The sequence below is a fragment of the Patiriisocius marinistellae genome (genome assembly GCF_009014635.1).
Taxonomy (GTDB): Bacteria; Bacteroidota; Bacteroidia; order Flavobacteriales; family Flavobacteriaceae; genus Patiriisocius; species Patiriisocius marinistellae.
In genome coordinates this window covers 948,635-975,379 of record NZ_BKCF01000001.1, presented here as the reverse complement: position 1 = coordinate 975,379, position 26,745 = coordinate 948,635, and the positions used below count along the sequence as shown (strand labels likewise).

Sequence of the window (26,745 nt, the reverse complement as noted above, 5' to 3'; positions counted from 1 at the left end):
AAGAATGCAGAGAAAATTAGGGAAAGAATAATGATTATTAGATGGTATTCCAAATGATGGATTTATTTATTAATGTAAAGATAGCTAATGAATTTGAAATCTAAACTTAAATTAAAAATCTATAAACTACAGTTGGAGTATCTAAATTACTTTCACCCTTAAAATTTCAGAATAAATAAGTGTATTATTTATTTAGGTCCTTATTACGTTTCTCAATCATTTTACGAAAACGACGTTTAAAGAAAAACATAAATACTGCAACCACAGCAAAAAAGATAAACATATATGCGCGACCTCTTTGCTCCTCCCAAAAACTAAAAACTAGGTATAATGAGCCTATAGCCATAGCAATATATGCATATTCAAAAATTTTATAAATACTATTTCGCATCTGTTTCTTGTTTGTCAATTAGTTGAACACCTTTATTTTTTAATGAAATGAACTCTGTAAAATCTTGACTGGAGTCAAATTGCCCACCGTCGTTATAGGAGCCATCTTTAAATTTAATCTGGTAGGGTTGATCCGTAAACACCCATTCATTATTTTGATCCCAATATAACTGCGAGGCACTTAAGGTTAAACTATCACTTGTAATAATTTTGACATTTTCTCGCATATCAATTATTCCTGTTTCTTCATATCTAATAGCGTAATCTGCAGTTACTGTGCTCATCTTTTCATCTTCCCAAAACCGTACTTCAACACCCTCTGGGAACTCTTGATAAGGAAAACTATAGTTTGAATAATCAAGTAATTTTTTTGACAACAGATTAGTCATTACCTTTCCACTGTCTGTATATTTTACATTAATATCAACACCTATAGCAAGTGGCTCCATATCACTTATGGACAGCTTTTGTTTATTTTTATAATTATTATCACACGCAAAAAGCGTGATGACCATTAATATGGCCATCACGCTTTTATATATATGTGATTTTAAAATCATTCTTATAGATTAGGGACTCTTACGCTTCCACCAACCCAGCATCTTAAAGATATTGTCTTTCCAGCCATACCCGCTGTAAAAATATCTGCTTTTTGAGGCGCTCTAGCTCTGTAACTTCCTGCTGCTGCTCTTGCATTACCAGCAATAGAAGGATCAATCCTTGCAGCTCTGTCAGCATATTCTGCTGCTTTCCAGTTTACAGCTCTTTTTTCAAATGGTGTTCCACCACAACTGTTTGAACTTCTAGCAATCATATCTGCTATTTTTAGATAAGCAACACCTTTATTAGGTTTGATTTCAAGCATCTTATTGTAGAAACCTCTTGCAGCACCATAGCTTCCAGCTTTACGTTGTGCTTCTGCTAATTTGTAATAAATGCTATATTTTGCATTCGGATCTGTTTGCATTTCTAATGATTGCTCATAATACTGTAATGCTCTAGCATCATTACCCTTTTTAGCTTCTAATTGACCTAAGAACATCTTAGAATTTGCAGAAGGTTCTAACTTATCTAGTTGCTCCACTAGTTTAATAAACAATGGGTCACTCGTACAATCCTTTCCACTTAATCTTCCTGCTGCATTTTTCACCCAACTAATATCATTTTTCTTAGCTTCAAAATCTTTACTATATAATGGAACTAAGTTAGGACAATCAGCTACATTACCAAGCTTAGTATCAACAGAACCTCTTACTTTACCAAAAATGGTTAAGTTTTTTTCATAGGCTTGCATTCTTTTTTTATCTTTTGATGACAAAGTTTCACCAGCATCTTCTTTATCAATATACTCTGTTAAAGTTTTCGCCATTTTACCTTCTTCAACATCTAACTTCTCTTGAACAACATCATACAAGTTAAAAACATCTTGCAAATCTTTTTGTCCATCCTCAAACAAATCTTTTGCTAATGAAAAGTATGTATATAAAGATTTTGCACTTTTAAAGTTCTCTGCATCTTTTTTATAGGCATTATCAAAAGCATTAAATTGCTCCATTTTAGTTCCTATTTGGTTATCATAACGAACTTGTGCTAAATCTGCCAACACATCTCCTTCTTTAGTTTTAGAAGGATAATACTGCATACGCAATTTCATATTCTTTTCAAGTTCAGTAATTTTTGCCTTATCTCCTTTTTCAATAAAGTCAACAAACATTTTTTCACCATATTGATAAATAGCCATTGTTGACTGTGGACACTCTGCCACTACTTTATCATATGTTTTATAAGCTGCTTGATAGTTTTTTGCTTTTGCAGGCTCCGTAAATAGTGAAACCGTAACTGCACAGTCATTTTGTGCAATAGAAGTCCCAACAAGAGCTAGTCCAAAGAGCATTGTCATTAAAATTGATTTATTTTTCATCGTGGTAGTGTTTATTGTGTTAATCTAAATATCGTTTGTCAAACCATCTATCGTTTAATGAAAAACTTAAGAAAGTATTAAAGAAGTTTTCTTGAATCAACCCGAAGTCTGTGGTACCGCGCCTACCTATTTCAAAACCAAGGTTTACATTTGAGAATAATCTCCCTACAGGTAATCCAACTCCAAAAGATATGCCAAACTCGTTTATGTCTTGCCCATTAAGGTTTATCCCAGTTTCTTCAAACCTTATACCAGCCCTATAAACCACTCTCTTATAGTAATTACCAAGAGAATTATAATTAGGTATAAAATATCCACCAACTCTAAACTTTGATGCATCAGTAAATGAAACATTTTCAAGTTCAAAGGTTCTGTTTGTAAAATTACTGGTCTTTTGATCTGTATATTCTGCTCCTATTGCCCAATGTTTAGGCTTCCCTATTCCAGCTCCCAATGTCCACTGTGAAGGAAAGGTAAAATCTGTATTTTCTACAGCCACCTCAATTTCTTCTCTAACAATTGTTGTTCCAGTGGAAGGCACCACAAATAATGTTGAACGTTGTCTGGTGTTTTCAGACTCAAAGTTTGTTTCGGGTGTATAAATAAAAGATGTTGTAAGCTCAAGATCTTCAGTTACCATTGTTTTATATCTCGCTGCTAAATTAAAGCTGAAACCTAATAAATCTGACCTATTATTTTCTCTTGAAGCTAGCTCTAAGCCATCTTGCACACTAAAAGCTGTGTTTTGGATATTTCCGAAGTTATAGTTAGTGTCAACACCTAAACTGAAGTTTGGAGTAACCCTATAAGCAAATGTTAAAAACGCCTTATTTAAGCCTCCCTCACCAGTATAACGTGTAGTAACATCTCCTGAAACACTTTCAATATCATATCCTACAGATGTGTATGGTATTAATCCAAAACTAGCAACCAATTTTCCCATTGGTATTCCCATTGCTAAATAATCTAGCGATGTGGTTGATTGCTTTTGACTTTCCAAATCTGTTTTTTGCGTTACATACTTATGGCTTCCGCCAACTGTAAAATTTACAAGTTCTAAATCTGCAAGTGCAGCTGGGTTTTGAAGATTGACATGGATACTATCGCCAAAAACGCTAATACCCCCCATCATTCTATTTTCTGCTGTTCCTTTAAACTTTAAAGTTCCTATCCCGTAGAAAGAATAAGGTGAGGAAGTCCCCTCTTGTGCCCAGGTAATACTGGTAATGAGTAAAAAAACTCCAATAATAATTCGCTTCAACATCAATCTATATTATGTTCTAAAATGTGGTTTAATCCCTCTAACAGAAAATTTGAGTTCGCAAAGATGTCATTTTTTAATCTATCTCGCAAAAAATCAGTGTCTCCACCAGTTAAAATTATCGTTAAATTAGGATATTCTTTTTTGTATGCATTAATAACTCCGTCTATTTCAAGCAAAACCCCTTCAAGTACGCCGCTATGTATAGCTTTATCTGTAGTAGTACCTATCAACTCGTAGCTATCAATTTTTTTTAATAATGGCAAGTTTTCTGTAAAGTTATGTAAAGCTTTGTATCGCATTGCAATCCCAGGTGCTATTGCTCCTCCTATATAATTATTTTTATCAGTCAAAAAATCATATGTTATTGCACTTCCCGCATCGATGACTAATACATTTTTCTTCGGAAATTGTACTGCAGCAGCAGCTACGAGTGCTATTCTATCTACTCCTAATGTTGTAGGGGTTTCATATAAATTTTTAAACGGAATTTTACTTTCGTGAGTTAACACTTTAACCTTAAATAAAGAATCTAACATTGAAAAACTTGCTTCAGAAAGTTTACCCACTGAAGAAATTATACAATTATCCATCATAGGGTATGCTTTTGAAACCTGATTAATGGCTTCTAAAAAAGCTGTTTTTACCGAAACTTTTTTATGCACTAATGCGCCTCTATCAAAGACAGCGATCTTATTTAAAGTATTCCCAACATCAATTATTAAATACATACACGAGGTAAAGACGACAAAAATACAACTCTATTTCAAGGATTGTATCTTTTGTTATTTATTGTTTGACGTTTTAGCTTGGCGGTGTGCCACTTAGAAAGCAATAAATCTTTTTTTTTGAAATTATTTAAAATTATATTTTGCAGTATTCAAAATACCTTTATATTTGCCGACCAATAAAAGGTACCTTAGCTCAGTTGGTAGAGCAATGGACTGAAAATCCATGTGTCCCTGGTTCGATTCCTGGAGGTACCACAAAAACCCACTTTCTCACGATTGTGGGTTTTTTGTTTACTATACATTCCACCTCAAATTATCCTTAATCATGTTAAATTTAAAACTAACAATCTCAATAATATTATTTACTGCATTCAATATGGTCGCTCAAATGGATGTTAATGATGATAGACTTTATTTAAAAGACGGTACTGTACTCATTGGAGATGTAAAAATGAACTCTAACAGAACTACAATTTTTGAAAATCCTGAGGGCGAACCTAAGAAATTTAAAAATGACAAAATAGATAAAGTTGTTTTCTATAAAAATGGAAAAAGAAACACTTTTAAAAGCATTTATTTTAAAAAGAGTGGTAAATATCAATATTTAAAATTAGAACTTGTTGGTAACTTAACACTATATTCAAAATACATAATTTATGGACCCTCAGGAATTCCAAACGCACAACACTCTGGAGACACGATATACTATTATGTTCGACCTAATGAAACGGAACTAAAAAAATTAAAACTTGATGGTTTTGCAAGAATGGGTATTAATAGGAAAAAATCCATGAAGTTTTTTAGAGATTGTCCTTTATTGGTGTCCAAGATAAAAAACAAAGAAATCGAAGATATTACCATTAAAAAAATGGTTCATTTCTACAATAACAATTGTGAGTAATATAATTAAAGTGCTAATTATTATTTCTGAAATTTATAAGCTTCTATTAAATTGTTATTTATGAGGTTACAATTATTTTTATTTACATAAACCACATTATCCGCTCAAATCTTAAACTCAGAATCCCTTCGTAAAGTAATCGAGACCCCAAGTTATTTAGGCCCAGAAAATTTAAATTTTTCCCTTAATTAAAGTATAAAAACTTTATAACTCTTTCAAATAAAATTCACATTCAGTGAAAAAATTAAAGTTGGTATTATTTAAAAAGACATCATGCTCTAAAAAATACTTAAATATGAAAATGCATATGATGGCTCAACTCCCTAAAAAGGAATTTTAAATGGAGCACATATATGTTATTTAGCCTATATCCTACAGGAAATATTAAAGTAGTTAGCATAACACATAATCAATCTTTATTCAAAAACTTGTCATGTCAAAGCTTGCTAGTTAATTTAAAGAATCCTATTGGGTTATCTCACCAGTAAATTTATTTTTTTCGCAATTAAAAAAATCCAGAGTAATATTTTTTTTTGAAAAACACCTAATTTTCCTATTTAAGAGAATTTCAACTTAACAACTATAAGATTGAGATATTTAAAAACTATAACCCTTAAGTCTTACAATTATCACAATCAATAGGTTATATAATTAAAAAATAAGCACTCTATTAAATTAATAGGCATTACAACTTGTTATTTAATTAAGAGATTTAACCAAAAAATAGTTCTAAATTGCTGTAAATTCCTCTAAGGTCTGCAAAATAACATGTGATTTTATTGGGATTATACGGCATAACATTTTTGCTTTACATATGATGCTGCTTAATCCTCCTCCTCATGAATAAAAATTTAAACCAAAGCAATGAAGCTAAAAGATTAGATGATCTTAAGTCATATGATATATTAAATCAAATAGAACAATCTGATTATGATTTTTTGACAAAAATGGCTTCCCAAATTTGTAATACAAAAATTTCTCTTATTAGTCTTATTACAGAAGATAAGCAGTGGTTTTTGTCTCATGAAGGTCTTGACACAAGAGAAACACCAAGAGAATTTGCCTTTTGCTCTCATGCAATCGAAAGCCCTAAAGATATTTTTATAATAGAAGACTCAAGAGAAGATAATCGCTTTAAAAACAACCCACTTGTCACTGGCGAACCCAACGTTATCTTTTACGCAGGGGTACCTTTAATAAGTAAAAAAGGGTACTCTCTAGGAACTCTTTGCGTCATTGACGACAAGCCTAAACAATTAAATGAAGATCAAATTGAGTCCTTAAAACTTCTACGAAATCAAGTAATGCAAGTACTTGAGTTGAGAAAAAAAACAATTGAGGTAAATAGGTTAAATAATGAATTATCCAAAACCACTAAAATATTTAATGAAAGTCAAAAGTTTAATAATATTGGAGCTTGGGAACTCGATTTAAATACAAATAAAACACACTGGACAGATGAGGTGTATGCAATACACGAATTACCTCTAGATTACGAACACAACTTTGAAAAAGCTATTAAATTTTATCATGAGGATGACCGTAATTTAATTGACAAAACATTACGTAATGTACTTTCTACAGGAGAAAATTTTGATATTACCTGCAGACTAATTACAGCAAAAAACAATATTAAGTGGGTACGTACTACAGGCATAAAATGGACAGAAGATCCTGAAAACCCTAAATTAATTGGCTCATTTCAAGACGTAACCAAATCTAAACTTTCTAAGGAAAAACTAGAAAAAACGTTAGCCGAAAATCAGGCAGTATTTGATGCAAGTACACATGTGACTATTGTAACAACAGATATCTCTGGAATTATTACACGATTTAATAAAGGCGCCGAGATTAACCTTGGATATAAAGCCGAAGAAGTCGTTGGCAAACATACTCCCGTGATTTTTCATCAAGAAGAAGAAATTGAAGAATTAAAAGAACAGTTTTTTAAACCTTCTAATGAGAAAATTGAAGATTTTAAAACACTAACCTCTAATGTTAAACTAAACACAACAGATACAAAAAGCTGGACGCATGTTCGTAAAGACAAAAGCACATACCCAGTATTGATGACTGTATCTCCAATTAAAAAAAATAATGAAATTACTGGATTTCTTGGGATAGGAATAAACATTTCTGAAATTAAAAAAGCTGAAAGATACATCCTTTCACTTTTAAAAATATCTGACAATCAAGTAAATCGACTAAGGAATTTCGCTGATATTGTAACTCATAATTTAAGATCTCATTCTGGCGGTATATCTATGTTATTAGACTTACTTAAAGATGAATCTCCTAATATTTATAATAACGAAAATATTCAATATCTTAAAGGAGCTTCAGACAATTTAACAAATACCATTAAACACTTAACAGATATTGTTCAAACTAATTTAGAATCAAGTCAAGATTATATAGTTATTAATTTAAAAACGGTTGTTGATTACAATATTAACAGCCTATTATCTCTAGCAAGAAATAACCAAGTAATTATCAAAAATAACATTAGCGATGACATGCAAGTATTTGGATTAGCTGCTTATGTTGATAGCATTACAGTAAATTTTTTAACTAACGGAATAAAATATGCTTCTAAAGAAAGGGATAGTTTTGTTGAAGTATCTGCAGAAAAAAAAGATGATTACACTGTTTTAATTTTTAAAGACAATGGATTAGGGATTGATTTAAAGAAAAATAAAGAAAAGCTTTTTGGGCTACATAAAACTTTTCATTCTCATAAAGACTCACGCGGCATAGGCTTGTTTATTACTAGAAATCAAATTGAAGCAATGGGGGGTCATGTTGAGGTTGAAAGCGAAGTAAATGTAGGAACCACATTTAAAGTTTTTTTGAAAAACTCATAAGCCCACTTATTTACAAATTGAACTAATAAGATTTAACTAAACTTCACGCTTTTTCTATTTTTGTAACCACAATTAAAGAATAGCATGTACAGATTACATTTATTAATTTTATTTATTTTCATTTCATTTGCCTCAAGTGGGCAAATTTTAAATGCAGAATCGCTTCGCAAAGTTACTGACACCTCAGGATTTTCTGGAGCTGCAAGTTTAAACTTCGCATTAAAAAGAAATACAAACGATTTTATAACACTTTCAAACAACATCCATGTTCAGTACAAAATGAACAACCATCTAGTACTATTTAAAAATGACATTGCATTTCAGAAAATAGAAGGAGATGATTTTGAAAATAGCGGAATTCAGCATTTAAGATATAATTACAAATTGAAACCCAGATTAGCTTGGGAGGCTTTTGGGCAAGCGCAATACAACAAGATAAACAAAATAAAATTTAGAGGACTTTTAGGAACGGGACCTCGCTTTAAAGTTTCAAAAGCAGATAATTATCGCGTATACATTGGCACATTAGCAATGCTCGAATATGAAGAGGTTGATGATGGAGCAACTCCACTTCAAAAAGACTTTAGAGGGAGTACTTACCTATCTTTTAGCTTATATCCTACAAATAATGTTTCTATCGTTAGCACTACCTATTATCAACCTTTATTAAAAGAAATTTCAGATTATCGTATTTCTAGTCAAAGCGCACTTGTTGTATCAATGTTTAAAAACTTCGGGTTAAAATTAGCATATACGTTTATTTATGATGCACAACCTGCTGTTGGAATTCCCAATTCTCAATACGATTTTACGACGGGTATTAACTATTCATTTGATTAATATCATGAAGTACATTTCCGCGGAAATGTGACTACATCTATTTTCTTGATTCTAATAAAAATGGTGTAAACCAATCCCAAGAAATACCAAAGGACATCCTTGGGTAACTATCAACAAAACGATAATTATAATCATCAAAACCAAAGTCAAACTGTCCAAAAAACCCTAAATCTGTATTCCAAGGATGCACAATCATTCTAGATTGAGAACGAAAAGGGGTTACAGATGGGTGTGCTCCTAATTGTAAAAATATATCTTGTCCTGCAGCAATACGCATTCCCTTCCAATAGAAGGTAAATTCATATTGTGCTTCTATACGATGACGACCATAAATATCAATATCTTCAGGATTATAACCTCCAAAATCTATCACCCCAAAAAATTTGTCATGATATAATTGATACGTTAAGGTGTAAGAATGAATACGTTTAGGGATTACCTCATCTGTAAATTTATTTTGACGATAATTAAAAGAAAGTCTTGTCAAGTTTGTAGAAAAGTTGCCTGTTTTTCTATTTAAAATTTCAGACAAATCAGTATCATCTGTTATTGTAGTATAAACAGCTTGTCCTTCGGGACTTCCATCTTCAAACTCGTCACTAAATGCGCTGTTTGATTGTCCATTAGAGTAATGGCCAGATTCAATTCCTAATGTTAAAAAATTATTATCACTAGTAACAATTATAGGCTGCCATCCTGCAAGAATTTTATAAGAGGGTGTTTTAACAGGTCTAGACTCTTCATTATAGATTCTAAACTGAGGTTGAAAACTTAAATAAACAGCATAACCCGGTGTACGCTCATCTGCAGTTATAGCCTCGCGTATATCATTATAAAAACTATAATATACTGATGGTTTTGTATCTAAAAGAATTTGTTCATATTCGTTATTCCCAAAACCTCCTGACAAATACGATCGTTGAGCAATAGGGTAATATTCTTTAAAAGAAGAAGGCACTTGCGGTGTTTGTGCTAGTGCACTTTGATTACCAATTAAAAAAAATGAAAAGATCATCAAACAACAAAATAGTGTACTTTTTTCCATCAATATTTTTTTTGTAAAAATACGAGAATAGCAGTAGGAGCGGTCTAATACCCCTCAATTTAACAAAGCTTTACGAAAAATCATATAAAAATAATGTAGTTTAAAACATAGCTTTACAAATCAATTTGGTGAAAGGTTTTTGAATATCCCAAGACTACTTTGTTATATTTACGACTTTAAAACCAAAACGGGGTAAAACTCGTAAATTTCATATATCTATATTATGGCATCAAACAATTATTACGACCCAGCAGATTTGAGAAAATTCGGTGAAATCACCGAATGGAGTGAAGAACTAGGGACTAAGTTTTTCGATTACTATGGTAAAGTGTTTGAAGAAGGCGCTTTAACTGCAAGAGAAAAAGCATTAATAGCATTAGCAGTAGCACATACAGAGCAATGCCCCTATTGTATTGATGCCTATACAAAAGACACTCTACAAAGAGGAGTAACAAAAGAACAAATGATGGAGGCTATACATGTAGGTGCAGCAATTAAAAGTGGTGCAACACTCGTGCATGGAACTATGATGATGAACAAGGTTAATAAGCTAGAAATGTAAAGACACTTGTTACTTTCTATTAGAAATAAGAAATATATTTCTAGTTACGTGCGCAGTCTAAAATAATTCTAAGAATAAAAATAATACTACGATCTAAATAATCAATCGTAAATCTTAAACCCCTTAATTTGGCAAAACTAAAACAACAATCCCTTCAAAAACGAGATGCTGAACTTGCAAACGCAAAACGTCAAGTCGAAATTTTAAGCAATGGGATTTTTGCAAATGGGGAACTTCCCACCTTTGCAAAAAAAATAAAAGAAATAAATAAACTTCCACTTCGCCCCAAAAAGTTGGAAATTCTTCAAATCAACGTAGGCTACATGTGCAACCAGGTTTGTGAGCATTGTCATGTTGATGCAGGTCCTGACCGTAAAGAAATTATGACATGGGAGACCATGGAGTTAGCATTAGAGGTAATTAAGAATACAGGAGCGCATACGCTTGATTTAACAGGTGGGGCACCAGAAATGAACCCACATTTTCGCCGTTTCGTAGAAGAAGCAAGCAAAGCAGGAATAAAAGATTTTATCGTTCGTAGTAATCTTACAATTATTAGAGCAAACAAAAAATATCATGACCTTCCTGAATTCTTCAAAAAACACAATGTACATGTAGTGAGCTCCATGCCACACTGGACAAAAGGAAAGACAGATAAACAACGCGGTGAAGGCGTATTTGACATGTCCATCACTGCATTACAACAATTAAACGCTATTGGTTATGGTATGCCAGATAGTGGATTAAGGTTAGATTTAGTTTATAATCCTAATGGCGCATATTTGCCTGGTGACCAAGCTAGTATGGAGAAAGAATTTAAGCACGCATTAATGGAAGATTTTGGAATTCAATTCCACAATCTCTTTGCAATCACAAATTTACCTATCGCACGTTTTCTTGACTATCTCATCGCTAGTGAAAACTATGAAGATTATATGTATCAATTAGTTGAGGCATATAACCCCGCAGCTGTCGAAAATGTAATGTGTACAAACACAATTTCAATAAGTTGGGATGGTTATTTATTTGATTGCGACTTTAATCAAATGTTAAAACTACCTGTTGCAAGTAAAGTTAAACACTTAAAAGATTACAACGAAGATTTATTAAATGACAGGAATATAGTAATTTCACAACATTGCTATGGCTGCACAGCTGGTGCTGGGAGCAGTTGTCAAGGTACTGTTACAGAATAACAAATTGAATTTAAAACTTTAAAACATTGATATTTTTTTTTAATTAATTGATTCAAAAAACAGCCATATTAATTTTTGCCAATTCGGCTAAACGTGAAGGAGAAATAAAAATATTCCCTAAAGCGGCTGTGCTTTTTGATGCGCTTAACAAACAAGTAATTAAAAAAGTTGAAAAAACAGGACTTCCACATTTTGTAATTTCCGAATCACAACAAACAGGCGCAACCTTTGGTGAACGTTATACAAATGCAATTGAACAAGTTTACGCAAAAGGCTTTGATAACGTAATCACAATAGGAAATGACACCCCACATTTAAACAGCAATCAACTTTTAACTGCTGCAAAAAATCTTGAAGAAAACAAAATTGTTCTTGGACCTTCAAAAGACGGAGGGTATTATTTATTAGGGCTTAATAAATCTCAATTTAACAAAGCAAAATTTTTACAATTACCCTGGCAAACTTCGGGATTAACAGCAAGTTTATCTCGCCTCCTTTCGGTTAAAAAAATTGAGGTGCTTTTTTTAAAAACCCTGCAGGATATTGACACTATTTCAAACGTCAAAAAACTACTTGATGGCTTTAAAAACTTTTCTGCAAAAATTTTAAAGATTGTCATAACTATTTTTTCTTCTGAAATTTTAAAAATTTCAAACATACTTATTTTCATTTCCGCATTTCAGCAGGAAAATTACTTTAATAAAGGTTCTCCTTATATTATTTTATAACTAAATTTTTAAACCCTTATTATTTCCGAAGTAAACTAAACTAACGGAATCTTTGTAAGTGGTTAATTTCTTTTCTTTAATTTTAAAACCATTCATTAATGAAGCAATTTTACATTGCCTTATTGCTATGTTTTACAGCTATAGGGTATGCACAAACCAGTATTAACGGAAGCATTAAAAACATTGCAAACGAAGAGCCTATAGCATTTGCAAATATTGTTGTTGTAGGAACTACTAACGGAACAACTACAGATATTTACGGGGACTTTTCTTTAGTAGCCCCTCCAGAAGGAAGTATTTTAGAGTTTTCTTCTGTAGGGTTTGAATCTGTTCAATTTATATACACAAATGAGATTTCCATATATGTAAAACTCACACCTTTAATAGAAGGTCTTGATGAGGTTGTGGTTACTGCACTAGGAATTAAACGTGAAGAACGTGAACTTGGGTATGCGCTACAAACAATCAAAACAGATGAGGTAAATGAGGTAAAAGCTGTAAATTTTTTAGACAACCTCTCTGGTAAACTTGCTGGGGTAACTATTTCTCAAGGAGCCACTGGTGTAGGATCATCTTCAAAAATAACCATTAGAGGAGAAGCTTCTTTTAGTAATAACAATCCCCTTTTTGTTGTAGATGGTACTCCTATTAATAATGAAACTGTTTTTAATTTTACTAATGAGGCTGCTGCAGGATTTCAAGAAATTGATTTTGGAAACGGAGCAATGGAAGTTAACCCAGATGATATTGAGAGTGTAACAGTTTTAAAAGGTGCCAGTGCAGCGGCACTTTATGGAACACGAGCATCAAATGGTGTTATTGTTATAGAAACTAAAAATGGATCAAATAAAAAGGGCTTAGGGATTAGCATTAACAGCTCAATTTTTGTTGAAAATGCGTTTAGATTACCAGAATTTCAAAATCAATATGGGCAAGGAAATTCTGGAGAGTTTGAATATGTTGATGGTCTTGGCGGAGGTACTAATGATAATATAACCTATTCTTGGGGTCCACAATTAGATATTGGACTATTAATACCACAGTATGACAGTCCAGTAACACTTGCAGATGGTACTATTGTAAGAGGTGGAGACACATCGTTATATAGTGGATTGCAAATTGAAGGAACTCCATTTGTGAGTAATCCAGACAATTTAAAAGATTTTTACCGTACCGGTTATACAACAATTAATAATGCAAGTGTTGCTGATGGCTTCGGAAATGGTAATTACCGACTATCTTTTACAGATTTAAGAAGCGAATCTATTATTCCTGGTGTAAATTTAGATAGACAAACAGTAGCGGCAAAGTTACATTTTGAACCTTCCGAAAAAACAGAGATAAACACATCAATAAACTATGTAAATTCTCAAAGTGATAACCGCCCATCAAACGGTTACGGAAGTGAAAATGTAAATTACTCATTAGTAGCTTGGGGACCTCGATCTTTAAACATTGACAACTTACGTAACTATTGGCAACCTGGTCTTGAAGGTATACAACAGTATTCATTTAACTATACCTTTTTTGACAACCCATATTTTATACTTCAAGAAAACCGAAACAGTTTCAACCGTGATCGCGTTTTTGGAAATATATCTTTAACACATCAAATTACCCCAGAGCTTTCTGCTTCATTAAGAACTGGAATGGATTACTCTTCAGAAAAAAGAGAGTTAAGAAGAGCTTTTAGTAGCAATCGATTTGCAAATGGTGGTTATGCAGAACATGATGTGTTTTTTAGAGAAATTAACACAGATTTTCTTTTAAACTATGAGAAAAACGCAGGTGATTTTTCTTTTGATATCTCTTTAGGAGGAAATAGATTAGATCAAAAAGCAGCTACTAAACAATCACAAACAGTTAACCTAGCTCAACCAGGAATTTTTAATTTGAATAATGCCGCATCCCCTATTGAAGTATTTCAATTTGAATCTCAAAAGAGAATTAATTCATTTTATGGATTAGCTAAAATAGGTTTTAAAGAGTTTATTTATTTAGATATTACTGGACGTAATGATTGGTCAAGCGCATTAGCCACACCATTTTCTGTAGATAACACCTCATTCTTTTATCCTTCAGTTAGTACAAGTTTTATATTAAGCGAAGTTGCAGATTTACCTAATGCTTTTAGTTTTGCAAAATTTAGAGCGAGTTATGCCCAAGTAGGTAATGATACAGGTGCATATCAAACAAGTGGAGCTTTTGTTTCCCAAACACCTTTTTTAGGACAACCTACATTTAGCAATCAAAATTTTATACCTAATTCAAATTTAAGACCTGAAAAAGTAACAAACTACGAAGCAGGGTTTGATATTAGACTTTTTCAAAGCAGATTAAATTTTGATTTTACATATTATAACGCACTCACAGAAGATCAAATTATTTCATTGCCTATTGCAGCATCATCAGGCTACAATCAACAGGTTGTAAATGGAGGAAATGTGCGTACAACTGGAATAGAAGTAGTTGCAGGAATAACACCCATTAAAAGTGATGTATTTCGTTGGGTCTCTACTTTTAACTTTAGTCAAAACAAATCAATTGTTGAAGATTTACCTCAAACAGATGGTCGCTTAACACTTGCATATAGTCGCATTTATGATAGTGCTAATCAAACAGTATGGTTTCAAGTTGAAGAAGGTGGACAAGTAGGTGATATTTACGGAACCGGTTATTTAAAGAATGAAGATGGAGACTTTATTCTCACTAAGGATGGTAACTATATTGCAGATAACGAGCTACAATTGTTAGGAAACTATAACCCAGATTTTATGCTAGGCTGGAACAATCAATTTAATTATAAAAACTGGAACCTTGGTTTTCTTTTAGATTGGCGTCAAGGAGGCGAGATTGTTTCAAGAACACGAGCGTTAGGAAACGTAGGAGGTCAACTTGCAGAAACTAGCTCCAGACCTATAGAAGGAATTATTGCAGATGGCGTTTATAATGAAGGTACAGAAGAAAATCCTGAGTATATTCAAAATCCAGTTGCCATCTCTGCAGAAAGTTATTACCGTCAATTCTACGATCGTAACCATGAAGAAAATAACGTGTACGATGCTAGTTATTTAAAATTACGTCAATTTTCAATTGGGTACACATTTGACACTAGGGATGGGTTTCTAGGCCTTGAAGATGGTGCCGAAATCTCACTTAGCCTTATTGGTCGCAATTTGTATGCAATAACAGAAAACCCACACTTTGACCCAGAGCAATTAGCTGTTCAAGGTAATGGATTTGTAAGTGGTGTTGAGGATTTAAGTTATGCTACTAGCAGAAGTTTTGGATTTAAAGCTGGGATTAATTTTTAATTAAACATTATGAAAACTACTATAAAAATATACAGTCTTCTCCTCGTTTTAGTAATGAGCAGTTGTACAAAAGATTTTGAAGAAATAAACACAAACCCAAACGCACCAAATACAGTACAACCTAGTTTATTATTACGTCAAGTTATTTATGATTTTGGAGAACAAATGAGCTATGAAGGTTTTGTAGCTGGCGATTTATTATCACAACATCGTACGGCTTTAGACTTCAATTTATTTGACCGTCATGCGTTAAAATCACCTCAACTAGGGGGAAACCCTTGGCCTATTTTTTACAAAAATTTACGCGATAATGAAATAATATTAACTCAATCGAGAGAGGTTGAAACATTTGCAGTTTACGAAGGTCCAGCATTAATTTTAAAAGCTTACATAACTGCAGGACTTACAGACTTATTTGGCGACGTGCCCTATAGCGAAGCCTTTAACGGTGTAGATGGCTCTGTAACTCCTGCATACGATTTACAAGAAAACATTTATCAAGCAGAAAATGGCATTCTAGACAACCTTAATAAGGGTATTGCCGCCATTGAAACATACAACGATGTAATAGCGCTTGAAGGTGACATTTTATTCGGCGGAAATTTGGAAGGGTGGATAACTTTTGCAAACTCATTAAAAATTAAACATTTATTACGAATCTCAAATAAAGTTGACGTTTCCGAAGAAATGCAAACACTATTTAACAATGGAAATTATTTTACTTCTAATAGTCAAAACGCCATTTTTAATTTTACAAATACAGACCCTAACAGCTTTAGATTAGCACAATTGAGAGTGGGAGACTTTAATAATTTTGTCCTTTCTGAAACAATGGAAAATGTTTTAAAGAATCTTAATGATACCCGTATTTCTACATTTTTTAGAGGCACAGCAAACTCTAATGGTGCTGAATTTGAAGGCTTAATTAACGGTATTGACGCAGCAAACACTTCAATCGAGTTGGCTGAATTATCACTTGCGGGCACCGCGTTTAGAGAAGACACCTCAACGCTAGATGCTAATTTTCTAACAGCTTGGGAAACATATTTTAATCTTGCTGAGGCTGCAGAGCGGGGACTTATCCAAGCAGATGCCCGCAGTTTATATGAAACAGGTGTCAACTTAGCTTTTGAATACTGGCAAACAGACTTACCTGCAGATTACCTAACAAGTGCTGGAGCATACGATGCTGCAGGAACAACTCCTATACAGCAAATTATTACTCAAAAATGGATTGCAAATATTATTAATGGATATGAAGGTTGGGTAGAATGGAGACGTACAGGATTCCCAGAGTTTCTAAGTATTCAAGCAAGTTTAAACAATGGCTTAATCCCAGTAAGAATGCCTTATCCAGCAGAGGAAGAAGCGTTAAATAATGAAAACTATCAACAGGCAGCAAATGCTACAAATGGAAATAGCATTGATGTTCCAGTATGGTGGGATGAAAATTAAAAAGAAATAGAATTGATATAAAAACGATAATAAATTACACTGAAATTTAATTAATGAACGTACAAATCTGGCAATGGGGATTAATAGTCGTATCAAGTTTGATACTCTTCTTCCTTTCCCCTTTGGCAAAACATAAAGATGCGTTTTTTAAAGCTACTAATAATAAAAAAGCGCCCTCTGCCCTATGGCTTACGGGTAGTTTAATTATCTCATGGATTTTTGCAAAAAGCATTACAAATGCTGCAAATCTGGGACTAAGCTTTGGAATTGTAGGAGGTGTTGCTTATGCTGGTTATTACCTTTCGTTTGCGGTTGCTGGAATTTTAATTTATCAACTTAGAGTAAAAGGAAAGTTTAAAAGTATACATCATTTTTTGACAACTAAATTTGGTAAAAGTGCCATGGCATTATTCTCCATTTTAATTTCAATTAGGTTGTTTAATGAAGTGTGGAGTAATACAATGGTGATAGGAAGTTACTTTGGCGAAAACGGAAGCACTCCCTATTATTGGGCAATACTAGTTTTTACTGTATTAACATTAGCCTATGCTATTAAAGGAGGTTTGAGCAGTTCTATATTTACAGATGTAATACAAATGGTCCTCTTTTCAGTATTACTTATTGTTATTTTAGGTGTTATTTTTTCTACAAATAACTTTACGGTAACTGAGGCGGTGACTTCTGGGGGTTGGACTTTTGAACTGGGACTTAACTTATTTTTTGCAGCAATACTACAATCTTTTAGTTATCCATTTCATGACCCAGTATTGACAGACCGTGCCTTTTTAAGTTCGCCAAAAGTAACGCGCAAAAGTTTTCTGTGGGCAAGTTTTCTGGGGGCACTCTGCATTGTTCTATTTAGCTTAATTGGAGTTTATGCTCTAAGCCAAGGTATGCAAGGGCAGGCAGCGGTTGAAGTAGGAAAAGCATTTGGTGTTGTAATTTTATTAGTCATCAATTTTATAATGATAACTAGCGCAGCATCAACATTAGATTCAACATTTTCTTCGTTTTCAAAAATGCTAGCAGTAGATTTAAAGTTGGGAGACAACCTCACTTTTGGGCGTTTGTCAATGGCTGTTATTGCCATTTTAGGGACCATACCGGTTTTTTTAAATGCCGAAATTTTAAGCGCTACAACAATTTCTGGAACAATGGTTATTGGGTTGACTCCGGTGTTTTTATTTTGGCAAAAAAAAGTTCCAAAAATTAGTTTTCATTTAAGTGTTCTCTGTGGTATCATCTTTGGCTTATTGCTTGTTTTTGATATATTTCCGAAGACATTAATCCTCACCCAAGGAAAATACGCAGATCTCTTATGGGTCAACGTATGGGGTATTATTTGTTGCATCCTTTTATACTTAAGTCCCTCATGGATAAAAAAATAGAACAATTAGGCACATTAACTGGCAAGGTTTTGCTTTTTGGGGGCGTGTATAGTAATTTACAAGCACTTGAAAAACTGAAACAAATTGCCGAATCCATTGGTATTCCACCAGAAAACTGCATAGGCACTGGAGATATTGTAGGGTATTGCGCGCAACCTGAAGAGACGGTGCAATTATTAAAAATCTGGGGTGCAAAAAGTATTGTGGGTAATGTTGAAATTCAATTGCGCGAAGGTGCAGAAGATTGTGGCTGTGATTTTAGAGAAGGATCTCGTTGCGATGGTTTTTCACAATTATGGTATCCTTTTGCGCAGAGTAAATTGAGTAAAAACTCTTTGCATTATTTAGAGACCTTACCAGATCATTTTCAATTTAATTATGCTGGAAAAAAAGTTACCGTCGTACATGGTGCTTTTGAAAATGTATCGCAATTTGTATATAAAAGCACACCGTGGGAGTATAAAGAGCCTACTTTTAAAGCTACTAAAAGCAATGTGATAATCGCTGGACATTGCGGCTTACCATTTCAACATAAAAAAGATGATAAATTATGGTTGAATCCAGGCGTGATAGGAATGCCTGCAAATGATGGAAGTCCACAAGTATGGTATTGTATTTTAGATGATTCCCTCGGAAATTTTAACCACAAACACCACTCATTAGACTATAATCACCAATTAACAAGCCAACTCATGCGTAATGGGCTATTGCCCGAAGAATATGCGCGAACAATTATAACAGGTATTTGGGATAATACTGAAATTTTACCACCTATTGAAAGTGGTTTACAAGGGTTTGGAATTTCATTTTGAACTTATTGAGAAACCTAATTTTGGTATAAAAATTGACTAAATTTACATTGTGAAAAACATACTATTTTTATTTATTTTATTCTTCATTTCTGCCAGTAGTTTTGGTCAGAAAACATTAAGTGATTTATTAAAACAATATAATACACGCAGTATTCCATACATTTCGGTTCAAGAATTAAGAATGCTTCAACTAAATAGTGATGTTGTAATTCTAGACACTCGGGAAGAAAATGAATATCAAGTGAGCCATATTCAAGGTTCAAAATTAATAGGTTTTAATGAATTTTCTTCGGAAACGGTACAAGCTGAAATTACCGATAAAAACACGCCCATTATAGTGTATTGTTCTTTAGGAATTCGCTCTGAAGAAATAGGGGAAAAACTTACAAAAGCTGGGTACAAAAATGTTCAAAATCTTTACGGAGGTATTTTTGAATGGAGCAACAACGATTATCCTGTTATCAACAACAAAACTCAAGAGACTGACAGTATCCACGTTTTTTCAAAACCGTGGGGAAAATGGCTTTTAAAGGGAGAAAAAGTTTACTAAAATGAAAAATTTAAAAAATAACCTTTCATCATATGCTGTAATCATTGGAGCTTCAATCTTTATGTGTATTAAAATAGTAAGCCTTGACTTTAATGATTTAAGTTTTAGTAACGACCAAAACTCATACGGGAGTATTGTAGCCATGATTTTATTAATAATAGCTATGATATTGACAATAAAATTTGACCCAAAAAACAAGAACAAACCATCTTAGAGATGAGTAACATAATTAAATACATAAACAAATGCCCATTCTAGGATTAAAAAATACTGATGGAAAGGAAAACACAAAAGAGGTATTTCACTTTCCTACTTCAAAAAACGCACTCATTATATTTACGCGTAATCCAGAATTAGGTAAATGTAAAACAAGGCTCGCAGCGACCGTAGGCGATGAAGCAGCTTTAGAAATTTATAAGTTTTTATTACAACATACTGTTCAAATCACAACCCCTTTAAAAGCTGATAAGTTTGTATATTATTCGGTAGCGCATAGGGAAAATGACGGCTGGGACAATAGTCTTTTTAGAAAAAAAGTACAGAGCGGTGAAGACTTAGGTATTAGAATGCAACAAGCTTTTACCGAGATTTTCAAATTAGGCTATGAACGTGCCATTATTATAGGTAGTGATATGTATGACATGGACACACAGGATTTACAAAACGCGTTTACAGCACTAGAAACTAATGATGCTGTCATTGGCCCTGCAGAAGATGGCGGCTATTATTTACTAGGAATGAAATCTGTACATGAGACTGTATTTAAAAATAAAGTATGGGGAACTGATACCGTATTAGCTGCTACATTAAGAGATTTAGAAGGTCAAAAAATAGCAAAATTAGAAGAAAAAAACGATGTTGATTATTATGAAGATATTCAAGATATTGAAATCTTTCAACAATTTTTTCCTTCAGAATTAAAGTAGAAATAGATTAAATTCTCCCATTTTAACGAAAACTAAGCATGAAAAAATTTATAAAAGAAGCAGTATCATTTTTAAAAAGTAGAGGATTTGGTGAGCCAGAGGTTGGAATAATTCTAGGCACTGGATTAGGTAAAATTATAGACGAGGTTTCTATAGAAGCCGAAATGAGCTATAATCATATCCCTAATTTTCCAACCGCAACCGTAGAGTTTCATAAAGGAAAATTAATCTATGGGGAACTTGCTGGTAAAAAAGTAGTCTTAATGCAAGGAAGATTTCATGTATATGAAGGATATTCTTTATTAGATGTTACGTTTCCTGTGCGAGTAATGAAGCAACTAGGAATTTCGAAATTATTAGTTAGTAATGCCTCTGGAGCAATTAACAAAACCTTTAAAAAAGGTGAAATTATGTTGATTGATGACCATATTAACTTACAAGGTGGCTCTCCCCTAGCATTTAAGGGTGTTGAAAAATTAGGCGAACGCTTTGTAGACATGAGCGCTCCTTATGATGCTGAAATGAACGCTAAAATTGAAACAATAGCTAAAGAAAACAACATAAATTTACATAAAGGGGTTTATGCTAGCGTGGTAGGTCCTCAACTTGAAACGAGAGCTGAATATCGCTATTTAAAAATTATTGGAGCTGATGCTGTGGGCATGAGTACAGTGCCTGAAATTATTGTTGCAAATCAATTAAAATTACCTGTAGTTGCCTTGTCAGTGTTAACTGATGAATGCGACCCAGACAACTTAAAACCTGTTGATATTCCAGACATCATTGCGCAAGCCGGAAAAGCAGAACCGCAAATGATTACATTATTTACTGAGTTAATTAAAAGTATGTAATTATGGATAAAATTTTATCATTTCTACTTATAGTTGTTGGCCTTTATAAAGTTATTTATTCTTTCATTGAAAATTTAACCGTGGGAACACTTTTTGGATCAGAAATCAACATTTGGCTGTATCGTTTACTTTGGTTCTCTGTAATTGTCTTTGGTGTGATTTCAGTCATCAAAAAATTTAAACAGCAGTCAAAGGAATAAAATTTTAATATTTCCGAAGAAAATTTATTAATCAAAATTACTGCAATAGCAGTTATAATATGAGTTACTTAGATACTACACATGATGTTTACAAAGAAGCAGCACTTACTCCAGATGTAGGGTTGTGTTGCACCACAAATCCTATATGGGAATTACCAGGTTTGAAAATTCCTAAAATTATGCAAGAAATGAATTATGGCTGTGGAAGTACTGTACATGCGCGTGATTTATCAAATAATCCAAAAATGCTTTATGTGGGTGTTGGTGGGGGCATGGAACTATTGCAATTTTCATATTTTAATAGAGAAAAAAACGGTGTTGTTGGGATTGATGTTGTGGATGAAATGCTAGAAGCTTCTCGTAAAAATTTTAAGGTTGCTGAAGAGCAAAACGACTGGTTTAAAAGTGAATTTGTTGATCTTAAAAAAGGAGATGCGCTTAATTTACCTGTTGATGATAACTCAATTGATGTAGCAGCTCAAAATTGCTTGTTCAATATTTTTAAAGCAGAAGACCTCAAAAAAGCCATCGAAGAGATGTACCGTGTTTTAAAACCTCATGGCAAGTTAGTGATGAGCGACCCTACTTGTGAACAACCTATGAATGACAAATTACGTAACGATGATAGACTACGTGCATTATGCCTTAGTGGGAGTTTACCCATCGCAGAATACGTAAAAGCATTGACAGACGTAGGGTTTGGAACTATTGAAATTAGAGCTAGAAAACCTTACAGAATTCTTGATCCAAAAAATTATCCAACTAATGAGTTGATTTATATTGAGTCGATTGAAGTTGCTGCTATTAAAGACCCAATGCCAGAGGACGGTCCATGTATTTTTACAGGAAAAGCTGCTATTTATTACGGCAATGAAGATTTCTTTGATGATGGGTTAGGCCATATTTTATTAAAAAACCAGCCTTTAGCAATATGTGACAAAACTGCTGGAGCATTAAAAGCTCTTGGCAGAGATGATATCTATTTTAGTGAATCTACCTTCCATTATGATGGTGGTGGATGTTGCTAGTTATTTGGAATAAACTATTTTTTAATAGAAAATTTTATATTGTAATTTTAAAGTCTGTTACTCGACCAAAGTAACAGACTTTTTTATGGAAAAATATACTAACATTTTTAGAGATTCCTACGCTGGTTATTTTAATTACTTGCTTCAGGAAATTACTACATTTCATTGGGAAAATTACTTCTACGGGTTGATAATTGTATCGCTTATTGTATGGGGTTTAGAACTTGCTTTTCCTTGGCGAAAGGATCAAAAAATTTTTAGGAAAGACTTTTGGTTAGATGTTTTTTATATGTTTTTTAATTTCTTTTTACTCAACTTAATTGTTTTAATTTTTCTATCAAATACTACCGAGGCACTCTTTAATGATTTGCTTGCTTTTGCAGGTATAAAGCTAGATAATTTTCAATTGGTCAATCTAGATACATTACCCTATGGGTTAGGTTTATTGTTGTTTTTCTTAGTGTCAGATTTTGTACAATGGAACACACATCGCTTGTTACATCGCTCTCCTTTTCTATGGAATTTTCATAAACTACATCACTCTGTTAAAGAAATGGGTTTTGCTGCACACCTTCGCTATCACTGGATGGAGCCCATAGTTTATAAGTCTATTTTATATATTCCATTAGCTATAATTGGCGGATTTGATGTTGCTGATGTTGCGATAGTTCATTTTTTCGCACTAACAGTGGGGCATTTAAATCATGCCAACTTAGGTTGGGATTATGGACTACTGAAATATATTTTTAACAACCCTAAAATGCATATTTGGCATCACGCTAAAGAACTCCCTAAATCTCATAAACATGGAGTAAATTACGGCTTAACGCTCAGTATATGGGATTATATTTTTAAAACAAACCATATACCCCATGATGGTAGAGATATTGAGTTAGGTTTTGAAGGGGATGAAAAATTTCCAAAAGATTTTTTGAAACAAGAAGCATATCCATTAAGTAAACAAAAGTAAGCAGGTAAATAGTGGAATAACTATTGTAACTTCTGAAATGTTACACAAATTAAAACGACAGTTATTGAAAACAATACTATGAAAACTATAGCTCAAGCCTTCCTGTTATGTACTATTCTTATAGCGTGTACAGGAACGAAAAAAATTTCAGAAGAAAAACCTGTAAATGATATTGTCATTCATGATACAATGCAAATTTCAGAAAAGAAAGATAAATTAACTGTTGGTGAAGGCACAAAAGTTACAAAGACTATTCCTGTGCGAGATATGCCTATAATGCCTGATGAAAAAATTACCGTAGAAAAACAAGTTGAAGTTAATCCTCCCATAGTAATTCCATCTCCTCCAGTAGTACCAGAATTAGTAGAAACCGATGAAAATGATGATTATGCCCAAGAGGCATTTGACCACACTGTTTTTGATACTTTATTAAAAAATCATGTTACCGCTAACGGTAATGTAAGCTATGCAGGTTTTGCAAAAGACAAAGGTAAACTGCGAGATTACATTGCTAGCTTAGGCAATAATATGCCTAATAAAAATGCAAATACACAAGAAAAATTAGCGTACTGGATGAATGCATATAACGCAATGACAGTAGATTTGATTCTTAGAAATATGCCTCTAGAAAGTATTAAAAACATTAAAGATCCTTGGGAGCAACGCTTATGGAAATTAGAAGATAAATGGTATAATCTTGACGAGATTGAACATCAGATTTTACGTAAAATGGGAGATGCTCGCATCCATTTTGGAATTAATTGTGCTTCATTTTCATGCCCTCCACTTTTAAATGAGGCGTTTAATGCTGTAGATGTTGATAAGCAGTTAGATTTTCTAGCAAAACGCTTTATCAATGATCCTTCCCGAAATACAATAAACAAAGAGTCTATTGAAATTTCAAAAATATTCACTTGGTTTTCAAAAGATTTTAAAAAAGATGGAAGTGTTATAGATTTTCTTAACCGTTATTCAAATACTAGTATTGACACTAATGCGCGTGTACGATATAAAGATTACAATTGGGAACTCAACAAATAGCCAAAATTTTACTAATGCTAGCATAAGCCTTTGTTAATAGACCCTTATGGTCAAAATGATTTAAGTAGTTTTATTTAAAACAATTTTATGAAATCTATTAAATACGTATTATTACTTTCAATTGCTGCATTAACACTACAGAGTTGTAATTTGCTTTCTGCAGCAGGTGTAGGTAGCCAAGCACAACCAGTTAAAGAAGTTACACAACCACTTACAAGTACAACAGCAAACTCTGCTGTTAATGTAAATCATGAACAATGGACTGGACTTCTCAAAACATTTGTAAATGATAAAGGATTAGTTGATTACAAAGGTTTTAAAAAAAACGAACAAGAGCTTGATGAGTATCTAGACATGTTAGCCTCAAAAGATCCAAATAATGACTGGAGTCCACAAGAATTGTTAGCATATTATATTAATTTATACAATGCACAAACAGTAAAACTAATTGTAGATAATTACCCTACAAAAAGTATTAAAGATATAAGTGGTGCTTGGACAAAAGGACGTGCAAGAGTTGATGGAAGAGAATTATCTTTAGGAGGAATTGAAAACGGAATTCTAAGAAAAATGAACGAACCTCGTATTCATTTTGCAATTAATTGTGCCTCTATTTCTTGCCCAAAACTATTAAACGAAGCTTACACAGCAGCAAAAATTAATGAACAATTAGATCAAGTAACTAAGGAGTTTATTAATAGTAAGAAAAATGAAATTAGCGCTAAAAACCCAAAAATATCGAGCATATTCTCTTTTTACCCTAAAGATTTTAAAGTCGATGGCGAACAAGATATTGCTGGTTATATTAATAAATACAGCACAACTAAAATTGATGCTGGCGCACCATTAACATACAAAGAGTACGACTGGAATTTAAACGAGCAATAAGCTTATTTACAAAATATACTAAGCCAATGTTTACTTATTTCAAGTAAAAACATTGGCTTTTTTATACCCAAACACAAAACCACATCTATCGCTTTTTCGTATGTTTACACCTATGCTTAGCATCATCATTCCCGTCCTCAACGAAGCCGAAAACATTACAAATGTTCTCAAACATCTTACTACCAATACTTCGGAAATAAATAACACCGAAATTATTATTGTTGATGGAGGAAGTAGTGATAATACAACAGCATTAATTGCTTCATTTTCTGAAATTTCAGAAGCTACCATCAAACTCATTTCTTCAAAAAAAGGTAGAGCTAGACAAATGAATAATGGTGCAAAAAACGCAACCGGAAACATTCTTTATTTTCTACATGCAGATTCATTTCCTCCTAAAAACTTTGATGCTCTTATTATTCAAGAAGTTCAAAAAGGAAATCCTGCAGGTTGTTTTAAAATGAAGTTTGACAGTAACCATTGGTGGTTACAATTAGCAAGTTGGTTAACAAAATTCTCTTGGCGTGCGTGCCGCGGTGGTGATCAAAGCCAGTTTATAACCAGAGAACTTTTTGATGAAATTGGCGGTTTTGACGAAACATACACAATCTACGAGGACAACATTTTAATCAGTGAACTATACGCCCGCAATAAATTTGTAGTCATTCAAGAGTGGATAGGTAGTTCTGCTCGATTGTATAGAGAGCGTGGCGTTTGGAATTTGCAATATCATTTTTGGACTATTTATGTAAAAAAATGGTTAGGCGCAGATGCTGATGAATTATATGCATACTATTTAAAAAATATAAAGCAACAGCGCGCTCCAAAAGCTTCAACTTTAAAAGTTGAAACATCAAAGGTTTATAGCGATAAATAAAATTTT

25 protein-coding genes and 1 tRNA gene are annotated in these 26,745 nt (G+C 33.0%); 20 read left to right on the top strand and 6 right to left on the bottom strand.

Annotated elements, in window-relative coordinates; all coding sequences use genetic code 11:
- Positions 1-184: 184 nt before the first annotated feature.
- The 5 genes from GB234_RS04300 to GB234_RS04280 are packed head-to-tail and all read right to left on the bottom strand — an operon-like array spanning position 185 to position 4,303.
- On the bottom strand, positions 185-391 hold the full coding sequence (locus GB234_RS04300; protein WP_151893280.1) for a hypothetical protein: 207 nt from the start codon (positions 389-391) through the stop codon (positions 185-187).
- Positions 381-950: an LPS export ABC transporter periplasmic protein LptC gene (lptC, locus tag GB234_RS04295; RefSeq protein WP_151893279.1), complete on the bottom strand. Its 570-nt coding sequence runs from the start codon at positions 948-950 to the stop codon at positions 381-383. Before lptC ends, GB234_RS04300 begins: the two co-directional genes overlap by 11 nt.
- Positions 951-952: 2 nt before the next feature.
- The gene (locus GB234_RS04290) at positions 953-2,311 is read right to left on the bottom strand and encodes a hypothetical protein (protein ID WP_151893278.1); all 1,359 of its coding nucleotides are present in this window, start codon (positions 2,309-2,311) and stop codon (positions 953-955) included.
- A 19-nt stretch (positions 2,312-2,330) separates the two neighbouring features.
- Positions 2,331-3,575, bottom strand: a complete 1,245-nt coding sequence (gene bamG, locus GB234_RS04285; RefSeq protein WP_151893277.1) for a BamG family beta-barrel-assembly machinery protein — start codon at positions 3,573-3,575, stop codon at positions 2,331-2,333.
- The gene (locus tag GB234_RS04280) at positions 3,575-4,303 is read right to left on the bottom strand and encodes a type III pantothenate kinase (RefSeq protein WP_151893276.1); all 729 of its coding nucleotides are present in this window, start codon (positions 4,301-4,303) and stop codon (positions 3,575-3,577) included. Before GB234_RS04280 ends, bamG begins: the two co-directional genes overlap by 1 nt.
- Before the next feature lie 182 nt (positions 4,304-4,485).
- On the opposite strand from GB234_RS04280, the gene GB234_RS04275 reads away from it, so the two are divergent.
- The 4 genes from GB234_RS04275 (at position 4,486) to GB234_RS04260 (ending at position 8,908) form a co-directional block, all read left to right on the top strand.
- A tRNA-Phe gene (locus tag GB234_RS04275) sits at positions 4,486-4,558 on the top strand.
- A gap of 70 nt (positions 4,559-4,628) precedes the next feature.
- Positions 4,629-5,204, top strand: a complete 576-nt coding sequence (locus tag GB234_RS04270) for a hypothetical protein (protein WP_151893275.1) — start codon at positions 4,629-4,631, stop codon at positions 5,202-5,204.
- Positions 5,205-6,043: 839 nt separating this feature from the next.
- A complete protein-coding gene (locus GB234_RS04265) occupies positions 6,044-8,068 on the top strand; it encodes a PAS domain S-box protein (protein WP_151893274.1) in 2,025 nt (674 codons plus the stop codon).
- Between the two features lie 84 nt (positions 8,069-8,152).
- The gene (locus tag GB234_RS04260; RefSeq protein WP_151893273.1) at positions 8,153-8,908 is read left to right on the top strand and encodes a DUF481 domain-containing protein; all 756 of its coding nucleotides are present in this window, start codon (positions 8,153-8,155) and stop codon (positions 8,906-8,908) included.
- Between the two features lie 37 nt (positions 8,909-8,945).
- Here the strand turns inward: GB234_RS04260 and GB234_RS04255 are convergent, their stop codons facing one another.
- Positions 8,946-9,953 carry a hypothetical protein gene (locus GB234_RS04255; RefSeq protein WP_235906048.1) on the bottom strand — a complete coding sequence of 336 codons (1,008 nt, stop codon included), beginning with the start codon at positions 9,951-9,953 and terminating at the stop codon, positions 8,946-8,948.
- Positions 9,954-10,176: 223 nt separating this feature from the next.
- Here GB234_RS04255 and GB234_RS04250 point away from each other — a divergent pair, with 223 nt between their 5' ends.
- From GB234_RS04250 to GB234_RS04170, 16 genes are all read left to right on the top strand, one after another.
- Positions 10,177-10,515 (top strand): arsenosugar biosynthesis-associated peroxidase-like protein, encoded by a 339-nt coding sequence (locus GB234_RS04250; RefSeq protein WP_151893272.1) that lies wholly within the window; start codon positions 10,177-10,179, stop codon positions 10,513-10,515.
- A 128-nt stretch (positions 10,516-10,643) separates the two neighbouring features.
- Positions 10,644-11,711, top strand: a complete 1,068-nt coding sequence (arsS, locus tag GB234_RS04245; RefSeq protein ID WP_151893271.1) for an arsenosugar biosynthesis radical SAM (seleno)protein ArsS — start codon at positions 10,644-10,646, stop codon at positions 11,709-11,711.
- Between the two features lie 47 nt (positions 11,712-11,758).
- The gene (locus GB234_RS04240; protein WP_151893270.1) at positions 11,759-12,439 is read left to right on the top strand and encodes a TIGR04282 family arsenosugar biosynthesis glycosyltransferase; all 681 of its coding nucleotides are present in this window, start codon (positions 11,759-11,761) and stop codon (positions 12,437-12,439) included.
- A 98-nt stretch (positions 12,440-12,537) separates the two neighbouring features.
- The gene (locus tag GB234_RS04235; protein ID WP_151893269.1) at positions 12,538-15,753 is read left to right on the top strand and encodes a SusC/RagA family TonB-linked outer membrane protein; all 3,216 of its coding nucleotides are present in this window, start codon (positions 12,538-12,540) and stop codon (positions 15,751-15,753) included.
- Between the two features lie 9 nt (positions 15,754-15,762).
- Entirely contained in the window at positions 15,763-17,208 is a 1,446-nt protein-coding gene (locus tag GB234_RS04230) for a SusD/RagB family nutrient-binding outer membrane lipoprotein (RefSeq protein WP_151893268.1), read from the top strand.
- Between the two features lie 53 nt (positions 17,209-17,261).
- Positions 17,262-18,596, top strand: coding sequence for a sodium:solute symporter family transporter (locus GB234_RS04225; protein WP_151893267.1), 1,335 nt, complete (start codon positions 17,262-17,264; stop codon positions 18,594-18,596).
- Positions 18,581-19,408, top strand: a complete 828-nt coding sequence (locus GB234_RS04220; RefSeq protein ID WP_151893266.1) for a metallophosphoesterase family protein — start codon at positions 18,581-18,583, stop codon at positions 19,406-19,408. The genes GB234_RS04225 and GB234_RS04220 overlap by 16 nt, the downstream gene beginning before the upstream one ends.
- Positions 19,409-19,457: 49 nt before the next feature.
- A complete protein-coding gene (locus tag GB234_RS04215) occupies positions 19,458-19,958 on the top strand; it encodes a rhodanese-like domain-containing protein (RefSeq protein ID WP_151893265.1) in 501 nt (166 codons plus the stop codon).
- Position 19,959: 1 nt separating this feature from the next.
- Positions 19,960-20,172 carry a hypothetical protein gene (locus GB234_RS04210; RefSeq protein ID WP_151893264.1) on the top strand — a complete coding sequence of 71 codons (213 nt, stop codon included), beginning with the start codon at positions 19,960-19,962 and terminating at the stop codon, positions 20,170-20,172.
- Positions 20,173-20,203: 31 nt separating this feature from the next.
- Positions 20,204-20,884: a TIGR04282 family arsenosugar biosynthesis glycosyltransferase gene (locus tag GB234_RS04205; protein ID WP_151893263.1), complete on the top strand. Its 681-nt coding sequence runs from the start codon at positions 20,204-20,206 to the stop codon at positions 20,882-20,884.
- A 38-nt stretch (positions 20,885-20,922) separates the two neighbouring features.
- Positions 20,923-21,735 (top strand): purine-nucleoside phosphorylase, encoded by an 813-nt coding sequence (locus tag GB234_RS04200; protein ID WP_151893262.1) that lies wholly within the window; start codon positions 20,923-20,925, stop codon positions 21,733-21,735.
- Between the two features lie 259 nt (positions 21,736-21,994).
- Positions 21,995-22,963: an arsenosugar biosynthesis arsenite methyltransferase ArsM gene (arsM, locus tag GB234_RS04190; RefSeq protein ID WP_151893260.1), complete on the top strand. Its 969-nt coding sequence runs from the start codon at positions 21,995-21,997 to the stop codon at positions 22,961-22,963.
- 85 nt (positions 22,964-23,048) lie between these two features.
- Complete coding sequence (locus tag GB234_RS04185) at positions 23,049-23,933, top strand: sterol desaturase family protein (protein ID WP_151893259.1); 885 nt, start codon at positions 23,049-23,051, stop codon at positions 23,931-23,933.
- Positions 23,934-24,011: 78 nt separating this feature from the next.
- On the top strand, positions 24,012-24,974 hold the full coding sequence (locus tag GB234_RS04180; RefSeq protein WP_235906046.1) for a DUF547 domain-containing protein: 963 nt from the start codon (positions 24,012-24,014) through the stop codon (positions 24,972-24,974).
- An 87-nt stretch (positions 24,975-25,061) separates the two neighbouring features.
- A complete protein-coding gene (locus GB234_RS04175) occupies positions 25,062-25,862 on the top strand; it encodes a DUF547 domain-containing protein (protein ID WP_151893258.1) in 801 nt (266 codons plus the stop codon).
- Between the two features lie 112 nt (positions 25,863-25,974).
- Positions 25,975-26,739, top strand: a complete 765-nt coding sequence (locus GB234_RS04170; RefSeq protein WP_151893744.1) for a TIGR04283 family arsenosugar biosynthesis glycosyltransferase — start codon at positions 25,975-25,977, stop codon at positions 26,737-26,739.
- Positions 26,740-26,745 lie beyond the last annotated feature (6 nt).

Coding starts and splice junctions, on each gene's coding strand:
- GB234_RS04180 (WP_235906046.1), top strand. CDS start 24,012: ATGAAAACTATAGCTCAAGCCTTCCTGTTATGTACTATTCTTATAGCG.
- GB234_RS04250 (WP_151893272.1), top strand. CDS start 10,177: ATGGCATCAAACAATTATTACGACCCAGCAGATTTGAGAAAATTCGGT.
- GB234_RS04290 (WP_151893278.1), bottom strand. CDS start 2,311: ATGAAAAATAAATCAATTTTAATGACAATGCTCTTTGGACTAGCTCTT.
- GB234_RS04225 (WP_151893267.1), top strand. CDS start 17,262: ATGAACGTACAAATCTGGCAATGGGGATTAATAGTCGTATCAAGTTTG.
- GB234_RS04170 (WP_151893744.1), top strand. CDS start 25,975: ATGCTTAGCATCATCATTCCCGTCCTCAACGAAGCCGAAAACATTACA.
- GB234_RS04220 (WP_151893266.1), top strand. CDS start 18,581: ATGGATAAAAAAATAGAACAATTAGGCACATTAACTGGCAAGGTTTTG.
- GB234_RS04235 (WP_151893269.1), top strand. CDS start 12,538: ATGAAGCAATTTTACATTGCCTTATTGCTATGTTTTACAGCTATAGGG.
- GB234_RS04210 (WP_151893264.1), top strand. CDS start 19,960: ATGAAAAATTTAAAAAATAACCTTTCATCATATGCTGTAATCATTGGA.
- GB234_RS04185 (WP_151893259.1), top strand. CDS start 23,049: ATGGAAAAATATACTAACATTTTTAGAGATTCCTACGCTGGTTATTTT.
- GB234_RS04260 (WP_151893273.1), top strand. CDS start 8,153: ATGTACAGATTACATTTATTAATTTTATTTATTTTCATTTCATTTGCC.
- GB234_RS04175 (WP_151893258.1), top strand. CDS start 25,062: ATGAAATCTATTAAATACGTATTATTACTTTCAATTGCTGCATTAACA.
- GB234_RS04265 (WP_151893274.1), top strand. CDS start 6,044: ATGAATAAAAATTTAAACCAAAGCAATGAAGCTAAAAGATTAGATGAT.
- bamG (WP_151893277.1), bottom strand. CDS start 3,575: ATGTTGAAGCGAATTATTATTGGAGTTTTTTTACTCATTACCAGTATT.
- GB234_RS04230 (WP_151893268.1), top strand. CDS start 15,763: ATGAAAACTACTATAAAAATATACAGTCTTCTCCTCGTTTTAGTAATG.
- GB234_RS04200 (WP_151893262.1), top strand. CDS start 20,923: ATGAAAAAATTTATAAAAGAAGCAGTATCATTTTTAAAAAGTAGAGGA.
- GB234_RS04280 (WP_151893276.1), bottom strand. CDS start 4,303: ATGTATTTAATAATTGATGTTGGGAATACTTTAAATAAGATCGCTGTC.
- lptC (WP_151893279.1), bottom strand. CDS start 950: ATGATTTTAAAATCACATATATATAAAAGCGTGATGGCCATATTAATG.
- GB234_RS04270 (WP_151893275.1), top strand. CDS start 4,629: ATGTTAAATTTAAAACTAACAATCTCAATAATATTATTTACTGCATTC.
- GB234_RS04255 (WP_235906048.1), bottom strand. CDS start 9,953: ATGGAAAAAAGTACACTATTTTGTTGTTTGATGATCTTTTCATTTTTT.
- GB234_RS04300 (WP_151893280.1), bottom strand. CDS start 391: ATGCGAAATAGTATTTATAAAATTTTTGAATATGCATATATTGCTATG.
- GB234_RS04205 (WP_151893263.1), top strand. CDS start 20,204: ATGCCCATTCTAGGATTAAAAAATACTGATGGAAAGGAAAACACAAAA.
- arsM (WP_151893260.1), top strand. CDS start 21,995: ATGAGTTACTTAGATACTACACATGATGTTTACAAAGAAGCAGCACTT.